General features: G+C 66.5%; 12 protein-coding genes. 1 reads left to right on the top strand and 11 read right to left on the bottom strand.

Features of this window, described 5'->3' with window-relative positions:
• The coding region (locus tag KHO18_RS28580; RefSeq protein ID WP_244845130.1) for an integrase core domain-containing protein at positions 1 to 74 on the top strand (74 nt) is incomplete at its 5' end.
• Between the two features lie 71 nt (positions 75 to 145).
• On the opposite strand, the gene KHO18_RS27035 is transcribed toward KHO18_RS28580, so the two are convergent.
• The 11 genes from KHO18_RS27035 to KHO18_RS26985 all read right to left on the bottom strand — a co-directional run.
• Positions 146 to 2,410, bottom strand: a complete 2,265-nt coding sequence (locus KHO18_RS27035; protein ID WP_144197961.1) for an arginine/lysine/ornithine decarboxylase — start codon at positions 2,408 to 2,410, stop codon at positions 146 to 148.
• A gap of 135 nt (positions 2,411 to 2,545) precedes the next feature.
• A complete protein-coding gene (gene dcd / locus KHO18_RS27030) occupies positions 2,546 to 3,112 on the bottom strand; it encodes a dCTP deaminase (protein ID WP_144197960.1) in 567 nt (188 codons plus the stop codon).
• Positions 3,113 to 3,228: 116 nt separating this feature from the next.
• Positions 3,229 to 4,062 (bottom strand): formate dehydrogenase accessory sulfurtransferase FdhD, encoded by an 834-nt coding sequence (locus KHO18_RS27025; protein ID WP_144197959.1) that lies wholly within the window; start codon positions 4,060 to 4,062, stop codon positions 3,229 to 3,231.
• Positions 4,063 to 4,181: 119 nt separating this feature from the next.
• Entirely contained in the window at positions 4,182 to 4,772 is a 591-nt protein-coding gene (locus KHO18_RS27020) for a superoxide dismutase family protein (RefSeq protein WP_144197958.1), read from the bottom strand.
• A gap of 81 nt (positions 4,773 to 4,853) precedes the next feature.
• Positions 4,854 to 6,050 carry a formate dehydrogenase subunit gamma gene (locus KHO18_RS27015; protein WP_144197957.1) on the bottom strand — a complete coding sequence of 399 codons (1,197 nt, stop codon included), beginning with the start codon at positions 6,048 to 6,050 and terminating at the stop codon, positions 4,854 to 4,856.
• Between the two features lie 14 nt (positions 6,051 to 6,064).
• Entirely contained in the window at positions 6,065 to 6,301 is a 237-nt protein-coding gene (locus KHO18_RS27010) for a hypothetical protein (protein ID WP_144197956.1), read from the bottom strand.
• Positions 6,298 to 6,978: a formate dehydrogenase FDH3 subunit beta gene (gene fdh3B, locus KHO18_RS27005; protein ID WP_144197955.1), complete on the bottom strand. Its 681-nt coding sequence runs from the start codon at positions 6,976 to 6,978 to the stop codon at positions 6,298 to 6,300. Before fdh3B ends, KHO18_RS27010 begins: the two co-directional genes overlap by 4 nt.
• Before the next feature lie 21 nt (positions 6,979 to 6,999).
• Positions 7,000 to 10,050, bottom strand: coding sequence for a molybdopterin-dependent oxidoreductase (locus KHO18_RS27000; protein ID WP_144197954.1), 3,051 nt, complete (start codon positions 10,048 to 10,050; stop codon positions 7,000 to 7,002).
• Between the two features lie 67 nt (positions 10,051 to 10,117).
• Positions 10,118 to 10,339, bottom strand: coding sequence for a formate dehydrogenase (locus KHO18_RS26995; RefSeq protein ID WP_144197953.1), 222 nt, complete (start codon positions 10,337 to 10,339; stop codon positions 10,118 to 10,120).
• Positions 10,340 to 10,513: 174 nt separating this feature from the next.
• Positions 10,514 to 11,155: a TorD/DmsD family molecular chaperone gene (locus tag KHO18_RS26990; RefSeq protein WP_211944213.1), complete on the bottom strand. Its 642-nt coding sequence runs from the start codon at positions 11,153 to 11,155 to the stop codon at positions 10,514 to 10,516.
• Positions 11,156 to 11,200: 45 nt separating this feature from the next.
• Positions 11,201 to 11,777 (bottom strand): 4Fe-4S dicluster domain-containing protein (locus KHO18_RS26985; protein ID WP_211944212.1); only part of this gene is annotated, 577 nt, incomplete at its 5' end.

The raw sequence follows: 11,777 nt of genomic DNA, 5'->3' as shown, positions 1-11,777 counted from the left end.
ATCATGACCGCATCAAGCTCAAACTAAAAGGGCTGAGTCCCGTGCAATACAGGACTCAGCCCTTTCCGGCCTAGCCATCAACCGTCCAACTTCTGGGGGTCAGTTCACTCGCGAGGCGTCTTTCTTGGTTCGAGTGAGGCCCGGCTTACTGCTTCACGCAATCCACAAAATAAGCCTTCTGGCCATCCACATCGTCTTCCACCAGACCGTGGATGTCTGTCTCGAAGCCCGGGAACAGCTTGTTGAACTCACGTGCGAACTTCAGGTACTGCACGATGGTCCGGTTGAAGCGCTCGCCCGGGATCAGCAGCGGAATGCCCGGCGGGTACGGCGTCAGCAGGATGGCGGTGACGCGGCCTTCCAGTTCGTCCACAGGCACGCGCTCGATCTCGCGGTGGGCCATCATCGCCCAGGCGTCGGACGGCTTCATGGCCGGTTCCATGTCCGACAGGTACATCTCCGTCGTCACACGCGCCACGTCGTTGGCCTTGTAGACGCTGTGGATCGCGTCGCAGAGATCACGCAGGCCCATGCGCTCGTACTGCGGGTACTTGCCGACGAACTCCGGCAGCACGCGCCAGAGCGGCTGGTTCTGGTCGTAATCGTCCTTGAATTGTTGCAATTCAGTGACCAGCGAGTTCCAGCGGCCCTTGGTGATGCCGATGGTGAACATGATGAAGAACGAGTACAGGCCCGTCTTCTCGATGATGATGCCGTGCTCGGCCAGGTACTTGGTGACGATGGCCGCCGGGATGCCGCGCTCGCTGAACTCGCCGTCCACGTCCAGCCCCGGGGTGATCAGGGTGGCCTTGATCGGGTCGAGCAGGTTGAAGCCGTCGGCCAGGTCGCCAAAGCCGTGCCAGCGCTCGTTGGCCTGCAGGATCCAGGCCTCGCGGTCACCGATGCCGTCTTCGATCAGCGCGTCCGGGCCCCAGACCTTGAACCACCAGTCGCCGTTGTTGCCGGCCTCGTAGTCGCCCTCCACCTTGCGCATGGCACGGCGGAAGTCCATCGCCTCCTGGATGCTTTCCTCGACCAGCGCGGTGCCGCCGGGGGCTTCCATCATCGCCGCCGCCACATCGCACGAGGCGATGATCGAGTACTGCGGGCTCGTCGAGGTATGCATCAGGTAGGCCTCGTTGAAGCGGTAGCGGTCGAGCTTGCGGGTCTCGGAGTCCTGCACCAGGATCTGGGACGCCTGCGACAGCCCCGCCAGCAGCTTGTGCGTGGACTGCGTGGCGAACACCAGCGCGTCCTTGCTGCGCGGGCGGTCACGGCCAATCGCGTGCATGTCGCGGTAGAAGTCGTGGAAGGCGGCGTGCGGCAGCCAGGCTTCGTCGAAATGCAGCGTGTCGATCTCGCTCGCCAGCATCTCCTTGATCTGCTCGGCGTTGTACAGCACGCCGTCGTAGGTGCCCTGGGTGATCGTCAGGATGCGCGGCTTCTGGTTCTTGGCCTTGCTGGCGAACGGGTGGTTGGCGATCTTGCGGCGGATCGTCTCCGGGTCGAACTCGCTCTTCGGAATCGGGCCGATGATGCCGTAGTGGTTGCGCGTCGGCATCAGGAACACCGGAATCGCGCCAGTCATCATGATCGCGTGCAGGATCGACTTGTGGCAGTTGCGGTCCACCACTACGATGTCCCCCGGGGCCACGTTGGCGTGCCAGACCATCTTGTTCGAGGTCGACGTGCCGTTGGTCACGAAGTACATGTGGTCCGAGTTGAAGATCCGCGCGGCATTGCGCTCGGACGCCGCCACCGGGCCGGTGTGGTCCAGCAGCTGGCCCAGTTCGTCCACGGCGTTGCAGACGTCGGCGCGCAGCATGTTCTCGCCGAAGAACTGGTGGAACACCTGCCCCACCGGGCTCTTCAGGAACGCCACGCCGCCCGAGTGTCCCGGGCAGTGCCACGAGTACGAGCTGTCCTGCGCGTAGGCGATCAGGGCCTTGAAGAACGGCGGCGCCAGGGTGTCCAGGTAGACGCGGGCTTCGCGGATGATGTGACGCGCCACGAACTCGGGCGTGTCCTCGAACATGTGGATGAAGCCGTGCAGCTCGCGCAGGATATCGTTGGGGATATGGCGCGAGGTGCGCGTCTCGCCGTACAGGAAGATCGGCAGGTCCGAATTACGGCGGCGCACTTCGTTCACGAACGCGCGAAGTTTCTCGATGGCGGCGGCTTCGGGCTGGTCGTCGGCGCGCACGAACTCGTCGTCGTCGATCGAGACGATGAACGACGATGCCCGGCTGGACTGCTGGGCGAACGACGTCAGGTCGCCGTAGCTGGTCAAGCCCATCACTTCCATGCCTTCGCGCTCGATGGCCTCTGCCAGCGCGCGGATGCCCGAGCCGGAAATGTTCTCGGAGCGGAAGTCTTCATCGATGATGATGACGGGGAAGCGGAATTTCATCGGGCAATCCTTGATGAGAAGGCTTTGGAAAGACTTGAGCCACATGGCCGCCGGAAGGTTCTTCCAGGCGGCGTCATGTGGCTCTTTCGTCAAATAGTGGCGGCCGTCGGTCCGGACGCCGGCATTGTAATGCGGTCAGGTCTTGGGCAATGTGACACCGTGCTGGCCCTGGTACTTGCCGCCGCGGTCAGCGTACGAGGTCTCGCAGATTTCGTCGCTCTCGAAGAACAGCACCTGGGCGCAGCCCTCGCCGGCGTAGATCTTGGCGGGTAGCGGGGTGGTGTTCGAGAACTCCAGCGTCACGTAGCCTTCCCACTCCGGCTCAAACGGGGTCACGTTGACGATAATGCCGCAGCGCGCGTACGTGCTCTTGCCCAGGCAGATGGTCAGCACGCTGCGCGGAATGCGGAAGTACTCCATCGTGCGGGCCAGCGCGAACGAGTTCGGCGGGATGATGCAGACATCGCCCTTGAAGTCCACGAAGGACTTCTCGTCGAAGTTCTTCGGATCGACGATGGTGCTGTTGATATTGGTGAAGATCTTGAACTCGTCCGCGCAGCGAATATCGTAGCCGTAGCTCGACGTGCCGTAGGAGACGATCTTGCGGCCGTCCTGCTCCCGCACCTGGCCGGGCGCGAACGGCTCGATCATGGCGTGCTGTTCCGCCATGCGGCGGATCCACTTGTCGGATTTGATGCTCATATAGGCTGGCGGAATGGACAATGGGCAGCGCCCGGCCGGGCCGGTGCCGCTGGAATGGGCCGCATTGTACAACCAATCCGGCTGCCAACCGCCTCCGGCGGCCCCCCGGCGCGCCTTCAGGCCGGCGCGGCCGCCTCGGGCTGGCTGTGGCGGAAGCGCTCCCGCCCGGTATACAACAGGAAATGCTTGCCGGTGCAGCGCGCGAACAGGCTCAGGTTGACCCGCTGGGCCATCTGGTAGCCCATCTGGGTGACCCCGGAGCGGGACAGCAGGAATGGAATGCCCATCTGCGCCCCCTTGATCACCATCTCGGAGGTCAGCCGGCCCGTGGTGTAGAAGACCTTGTCCTCGCCCGTCATGCCTTCCAGCCACATCCTGCCGGCGATGGCATCCACGGCGTTGTGCCGGCCCACGTCCTCCACGAACATCAGCAGCTCGCTCCCCCGGAACAGCGCGCAGCCGTGCACCGACCCGGCCTGCTTGTAGACCGACTGCTGCAGGCGGATGGTGTCGATGATCGCGTAGAGGGTTTCCTGGGTGAGCGTGGCGTCGCCGGGCAGGCGGATGTTGTCCACCTCGTCCAGCAGCGAGCCAAATACCGTGCCCTGCCCGCATCCCGTGGTCACCACGCGGCGCGCGGTGCGTTCCTCGATGCGGTCCACGCCGGTGCGGGTGGTCACGGCGGCCGATTCGGTCTCCCAGTCCACCTGGATCGCGGCGATATCCTCGATGGATTCCACCAGCCGCTGGTTGCGCAGGTAGCCCAGCACCAGGTGCTCGGGCGAACCGCCCAGCGTCATCAGGGTCACCAGTTCGCGTTTGTCGAGGTAGACCGTCAGCGGCCGCTCGCCCGGCAGCCAGGCCGGCCGCACGCGGCCTTGTTCGTCAACGACCTCCACCTCCTCGATCAGCGGCACGGCGGCATGGGTCAACTCGGGGCGCAGGGACATGGGGCTGGGGGGCGGGGGCGGGATAGGTGCCGGCCCGTGGCGGGTTGCCGCCATCGGGCCGGTTTCAGGGGGCGTTTCGTACCGCGGAACGACTGGCTATAGCGAGATACGGTGAACGATCAGGAGGCGGCGATCACGCCACACGCGATCCGGCCACCGGAATTGCCGGTCGGCTGGGTGCGATAGTCGTCCGGGTCCTTGTGGACCACCACGGCCTTGCCGATCACGCTGTTCGGGCCCGCGCCGACAGTGACGTCCGGCATCAGGAACTGCACGCGCGCGTTGCCGCTGGCGTCGGCGGTCAGGTTGTTCATGTCGCCGGCATGGTGCTCAGGCATGGTCATCTGGCCGTGCGGTTTGCCGGACGGGTTGAAATGGCCGCCGGCGCTCATCGCGTCAGGGGCCGAGCAATCGCCCTTCTCGTGGACATGGAAACCATGCGAGGTGCCCGGAGGCAGGCCCGTGACCGCCACCACCACCATCACGCCGGCCGCCTGCTGGTCGAACGTGACACGGCCCGCGGTATTGGTGCCGCTCTTGGACTGCAACGGTGCCGCCGCCTTGGCGCCCACCGTCACCCGTGCCGCTGCCGGCGCGGCAGCCGGGGCCGCGCTGGCGCTGGCCGCTTCGCTGCTGGTGCCCGAGGTTCCACAACCCGCCATCATTGCCACGGCGGTGCCCACTGCCAAACCGCAAAGTACACGTTTCATGCCAAACCCTCCTCTAGAGATGACTGCCGTGGCGATTGTAACGCCGCCTCGGCCGGGTGCATGGTGCGCTGCGGAAATCCGTCACACTTCGCCGGGACGCGGCCGCGCGCGCGGCGTGTCGTCCCGGGGCGTGGAGCGCTGGGCGGGAATCTTGCCGGACTGGATGTCGTCGTACCAGATCTGATGGTGCTCCCGGGCCCAGGCCTCGTCCACGTAGCCATCGCGCATGGCACGGTAGGCGCCCTCCATGCCGATGGTGCCCATATAGATATGGCCGCACGCCAGCACGATCATCACCACGGCGGAGACCCCATGGATCACATGGGCGATCTGCATCGTGGCGCGGTAGTAGTCCAGGCCCGGGACGATCATGTCGAGCACCCAGCCGGAGGCCGAGAGGACCAGCCCGAGCAGCACCATCCCGCCCCAGAACCACATCTTCTCGCCGGCGTTGAAGCGCGCGCTGGGCACGTGGGCGCCCGAGACGAGCCCGCCGAGCTTGCGCACCCAGACCACATCCCCGCGGTTCGGCACGTTGTCACGCACGAACACCACGAAGGTGGCGATGATCGACAGCGTGAACACCGGCCCGGTCAGGTTGTGCAGGTTCTTGAGAATGTAGGTGAGCCAGCCGAACAGCGTGTGGCCCATGATCGGCAGCAGGAAGTGCTTGCCGAACAGGATCACGATGCCCGAGATCGCCAGGATCACGAAGGAGATGGCCACGGCCCAGTGCACGAAGCGCTCGGTGGGCGTAAAGCGCTCGATCATCCGGCCCGTGCGCGGGGACTTCAGCGGAATGGTGCGGCGCCAGGCGAAGAAGGCCAGGATGGCCGCCGGCGCCAGGATCAGGATCCAGCCGCCCCAGACCGTCAGCACGCCATTGCGGAACAGCCGCCATTGCTGGCCGGTGCGCTGGATCAGGACGCCGGCTTCCTTGTCGGGCAGGCTGCTGTAGTGGTGCTGGTCGGAGTTGACTTCGCGCCAGACCGGCGCGTTGTTGCCCGGCTGGGTCACCGAGCGCTCCTGCTGCGAGCGGGCCTCGGCGGCCACGTCGCGCCGGGGGATGTTGAAGATGTTCTCGCTGGCCACGCCCGCGAACGGCTGCACCGGGTGCGTGGCGGGATTGTTGGCGTCCGCCTCGGCCTGCGCCGAGGGTTGCGCCGAGGTTGGCGCAGAAGGCGGCGAGGCCGGCGTCTGGGCCAGCGCCGCGCCCGCGACACCGGCGGCAAGGACCACCCCGGCCAGCAGGGTGTTGAGGGTCTGGATGAGGGTCATGGCGCCTCCCCCGCTCATTGGGTGCGGTTGTACTCGTTCTGGTACTGGTTGCGCTGATGGATCTGACGCTGCCAGCTGTCCTTGTCGCCCGCCGTCCAGCCCTTGGCCACGAACGGGTCGCCGGGGGCGCCCTGCCAGGCGACGGAATCCGACTTCTTGTGCGTGGACGAGACGGTCTGCGGCTTCTCGCTGCACGCGGCCAGCAGCGCGGCGGCGGCCAGCATCGATACGATGAGCGCGGCGCGGGTCATGACGGCTGCCCTCCGCCGGCCGGGGTGCCGGGCGCGGCGCCCTGCGGGGTGCCGGGGGCCGCCGGCGATCCGGGATTGGCCGGCGCCTGCGGCTTGCCGTAGGCCGTGCCCCAGCCGAACACATCGCCGCCCGTGCCGCGCTTGATCACGCGGTTGCGCAGGATGTCGGCAATCACGTCGCCATCGCCGCCCAGCAGGGCCTTGGTCGAGCACATTTCCGCGCAGAGCGGCAGCTTGCCCTCGGCCAGCCGGTTGCGGCCGTACTTCTCGAATTCTTCCTCGCTGCCGTTCTTCTCCGGGCCGCCGGCGCAGAACGTGCACTTGTCCATCTTGCCGCGCACGCCGAAGGTGCCCTCGCTGGGGAACTGCGGGGCGCCAAAGGGGCAGGCGTAGGAGCAGTAGCCGCAGCCGATGCAGACGTCCTTGTCGTGCAGCACCACGCCGTCGTCGGTGCGGTAGAAGCAGTCCACCGGGCAGACGGCCATGCAGGGCGCGTCCGAGCAGTGCATGCAGGCCACCGAGATGGACTTCTCGGCGTTGACCACGCCATCGTTGATCGTCACCACGCGGCGTCGGTTGACGCCCCAGGGCACCTCGTGCTCGTTCTTGCAGGCGGTGACGCAGCTGTTGCATTCGATGCAGCGCTCGGCGTCACAGATGAATTTCATGCGTGCCATGTGTCTCTCCGTCTCTCAGGCTCAGGCAAACCGCTCGATCTGGCAAACGGTGGTCTTGGTTTCCTGCATCATCGTCACCGAGTCGTAGCCGTAGGTGGTGGCCGTGTTCACCGCCTCCCCCCGGACGATCGGGTACGCGCCGTCGGGATAGAACTCCTTGAGATCGCGTCCTTCCCACCAGCCCGAGAAGTGGAACGGGATGAACGCCGTGTCCACGCCCACGCGTTCCGTCACCAGCGCGCGCACCTTGAGGCGGGCGCCGGTAGGCGTGCGCACCCAGCAGTAGTCGCCGTTGCGGATACCCCGCGCGGACGCCGCCTGCGGGTTGATCTCGACAAAGTTCTCCTGCTGCAGCTCGGCCAGCCACGGGTTGGAGCGGGTTTCCTCGCCGCCGCCCTCGTACTCCACCAGCCGGCCCGAGGTCAGGATGATCGGGAACTTCTCGTAGATCTTGTTCTCGATGTTGCGCTGCTGCACCGACTTGTACAGCGTGGGCAGGCGCCAGAACGCCATCTTGTCGTCGTGGGTCGGGTACTTGGCGACCATGTCCGGCCGCGTGGAGTACAGCGGCTCGCGGTGCTGCGGGATCGGGTCAGGGAAGTTCCAGACCACGGCGCGCGCCTTGGCGTTGCCGAACGGATGGCAACCGTGGTTCTTCATGACCACGCGCTGGATCCCGCCCGAAAGGTCGGTCTTCCAGTTCTTGCCCTCGGCGGCCTTTTTCTCGGCGTCGGTCAGGTCATCCCACCAGCCCAGTTTCTTGAGCAGCACGTGGTCGAACTCGGGGTAGCCGGTGGTGATCTCCGCCCCGGCCGAGAAGGAGCCATCCTCGGCCAGCAGGCTCACCCCATCGCGCTCCACGCCGAAGTTGGCGCGGAAGTTGCCGCCGCCGTCCATGACGTGCTTCGAGGTGTCATACAGATTCGGCGATCCCGGGTGCTTGAGTTCGGGCGTGCCGTAGCACGGCCACGGCAGGCCGAAGTAATCGCCGGTGAGGTCGTAGCCGGTGACCGGGTCCTTGCCGCTCTTGCAGCGCAGCGTGCGCACATCGAACATCTGCATGTTGCGCATATGGGACTTGAGCCGCTCCGGCGACTGGCCCGTATAGCCGATGGTCCAGTTGCTGGCGTTGATCTCGCGCAAGATCGATTCCGTCTCGGGCTCCTGCCAGGTGCGGCCGGCGCGCTTGACCTCGATCATCTTGTAGTGCTTCGACAGCTCCTTGCCAAAGCCGAGCTTATCGGCGAAGGCCTGCATGATGGTGTGGTCGGGCATCGACTCGAACAGCGGCTCGATGACCTTCTCGCGCCATTGCAGCGAGCGGTTGGAGGCCGTGCACGAGCCCGAGGTCTCGAACTGGGTGGCCGCCGGCAGCAGGTAGACGGCGCGGTTCGGGTTGATCTTGTCGCCCTCGGCCGGCGTCATGTTGGCCATGGCGGCCGTGGCGGAGGGGTATGGGTCCACCACCACCAGCAGGTCGAGCTTGTCCAGCGCGCGCTTCATCTCCAGGCCGCGCGTCTGCGAGTTCGGGGCGTGGCCCCAGAAGAACACGCCGCGTACGTTGTTGTCCTGGTCGATCAGGTCGCTCTTCTCGGTCACGATGTCGATCCAGCGGGACACCGTGGTGCCGGACTTCTCCATCATCGTCTGCGAGACGAACTGCTTCTTGATCCATTCGTAGTCCACGCCCCACACCGCCGCGTAGTGCTTCCACGCGCCGGTGGCCAGGCCGTAGTAGCCCGGCAGGGAGTCGGGGTTCGGGCCCACGTCGGTGGCACCCTGCACGTTGTCGTGGCCACGGAAGATGTTGGCGCCGCCGCCCGACACGCCGATATTGCCCAGCGCCAGCTGCACGATGCAGGAAGCGCGCACGATGGCGTTGCCGATGGTGTGCTGGGTCTGGCCCATGCACCAGACCAGCGTGGACGGGCGGTTCTTCGCCATGGTCTCGGCCACCAGCTTCACCTGGGCCTCGGGCACGCCGCAGACTTCCTCCACCTTGTCCGGGGTCCACTTGGCCAGCACCTCGGCCTTGACCTTGTCCATGCCGTAGACACGGTCGTTCAGGTACTTGGGATCTTCCCAGCCATTCTGGAAGATGTGGTACAGCACGCCGAACAGGAAGGCGATGTCGGTGCCCGAGCGGATGCGCACGTAGTGCTGCGCCTTGGCCGCCGTGCGGGTGTAGCGCGGGTCCACCACGATCACCTTGCAGCCGTTCTCCTTGGCGTGCAGCAGGTGCAGCATCGACACCGGGTGCGCCTCCGCCGCGTTGGAGCCGATATACAGCGCCGCTTTCGCGTTCTGCATATCGTTGTACGAGTTGGTCATCGCCCCGTAGCCCCAGGTGTTCGCCACGCCCGCCACGGTGGTGGAGTGGCAGATGCGCGCCTGGTGGTCGGTATTGTTGGTGCCGAAGAACGACACCCACTTGCGCAGCAGGTACGCCTGCTCGTTGCTGTGCTTGGAGGAGCCGACGAAGAACATCGAATCGGGGCCGGTCTCCTGGCGGATGGCCTTCATCTTCGCCGTGATCTCGTCCAGCGCCTGGTCCCAGCTGATCTTCTGGTACTTGCCGTTGACCAGCTTCATCGGGTACTTGAGCCGGTACTCGCCGTGGCCGTGCTCGCGCAGCGCGGCGCCCTTGGCGCAGTGCGCGCCCATGTTGATCGGCGAGTCGAAGACCGGTTCCTGGCGCACCCAGACGCCGTTCTGCACCACGGCATCCACCGCGCAGCCCACCGAGCAGTGGCCGCACACGGTGCGCCGCACCACGATCTCGCCCTTGCCAGCCCCGGCGCCGGCCTTGCCGTCATCGGCATCGGCCTTGCGGATCAGGGTCAGTTGCGTGGCAGCCAGCCCGGCGCCCACGCCGATGCCCGACCGCTTGAGGAAGCTGCGCCGATCCATCGTCGGCATCGCTCCGGCCAGCCCGGCGGCCAGGCGGGACGCCAGGCGCCCGTTGGCATTGGCATTGCTGGCGGAATGGGCCTGCGGAGCAGTCGGGTCGGCGAGCCGGTTTGCAACCCGGTCGGTCTGGCCTTGGTCCGCGCGCTTGCGGGTCAGGATCATGTCTTGCCTCGGCGAAAGAGGGGGACGACAGACAGGGCGCGCCACCTGGCACGCCGTGAGCGTGCGTCTAGATCAGCGTGGTGCGGTAGTACTTGCGGATATGGGCGGAGACCCGGTAGCCCTGGCTGTCGGGCGCGGGATCGGCCGCATCGGCGGCGGTGGGCGGCGCGATGGCATCGGCCAGCGCCGACTGCCCACGTGTGGCCACGGCGGCCGCACCGGCAGCGGCAACCACGCCCGCCCCTGCCAGGAAGGTGCGGCGTGCGACCCGGGATTGCTTGTCTTTCATGGGGGCTCCTGTCGGTTCTGCGGTACCGATGGATGATCTATTTATGCCTTGTCTTGCATATTCTAGATTGAAGCTAACTGAAAGACCACACTGTCAATCGGAAAATCCTCAAACCGAGGATAAACCCGATGCTCGCGTTGGCCTTTCACACGGCTTTCACAAAATCGCCCTGCCTCAGTGCATCTCCAGCGCCACCGCCTCCACGCCGGTGAACGCGCGCAGCAGCTCTGCCGCACTGCGGTAGAACTGCGCCTGCGGGTGCGCGGCCAGCGCGTCGCAGAGTCGCTCCATCCACGGCTGCATATGGCGGGCAAAGAAGCGCTGCTGCTCGCCGGGGTTGCAGATCGCCACATCGTCCCCCGCCACCAGGAAGCGCATGACCTCACACAGCGTGGCGATGTGGTCCTCGGTCTCGCTGATGCCCTCGTGCCGGGTCAGCCCGTAGCGGGCCAGGTCGTCGCGCAGCGCCACCAGCGGGCGCTCGTTCAGGAAGCCGGCCAGGTAGTAGGAGCCGTACAGGAAGACCTCCTGCTTGCCCACGCCGATGAACAGGCGCGCGTACTCGTCGGCGGCCTCCTCGGCGGTGGTCGTCGATGCTGCGTCGCACAATGCGTTCCAGGCCTGGCCCAGCACCGTACGGGCGTCCTCGTCGCTGGCGCGGTTGGCGGCGATATGGTGGAGCAGCGCGGCATCGGGCGCCTGGAAGAACAGCGTGGCCAGCAGGCCGTAGAGGTCTGCACGGGCCATCTCCTCGGCGGCGGGCTCGTCGGGGGCCGGCGCGGGCGGGATCAGCTGAATCGGCTGGAAATCGGTCATGTCTTGATAGGTATGGTCGGCCGCACCCTGCTGGGGCGATTGGCGCTACTGGAGCGTGGCCCCGCGCGTCGCGCCGGTGTCTTTTTCGATCATGTCCACCACGCGGCAGTCGGCACACATCTTCAGCCGGTCCGCGTTGGCGCCCGCAAAGGCCGGATGGCCGGCCAGCCGCACCAGCATCGACTGCACCATCTGGGCGGTGCCGAACGGCTTGGCGCAGCGGATGCAGTGGAACGGCTGGGTCTCGTTCAGCGTCACCGTGCGGCGGGCGCCCTCGCCTGTCAGCAGACGCGGCACCAGCGCGATGGCGTCCTCCGGGCAGGTGGTCTCGCACAGCCCGCACTGCACGCAGTTGCGTTCGATAAAGGCCAGCACCGGGCGCTCCGCGTTGTCGCGCAGCGCGTTGGACGGGCACGCCCCCACGCAGGCCATGCACAGCGTGCAGCGGCCCGTATCCACGGTAATGGCGCCCAGCGGCGCGCCGGCGGGCAGCGGCACCACTTCGGCCGGCACCGGGGCATGGCGGGCGAGATGGTCGATGGCGAAGTCGAGCGTCTCGCGCTTGGCCAGCGCGGCGCGGAAGCTGGCCGGCGGCGGCGCCGTCACGCGCGCCGGCGGGCTG

This window comes from Cupriavidus campinensis (genome assembly GCF_905397395.1).
GTDB lineage: Bacteria > Pseudomonadota > Gammaproteobacteria > Burkholderiales > Burkholderiaceae > Cupriavidus > Cupriavidus campinensis.
This window is presented reverse-complemented; position numbering and strand designations above follow the sequence as displayed.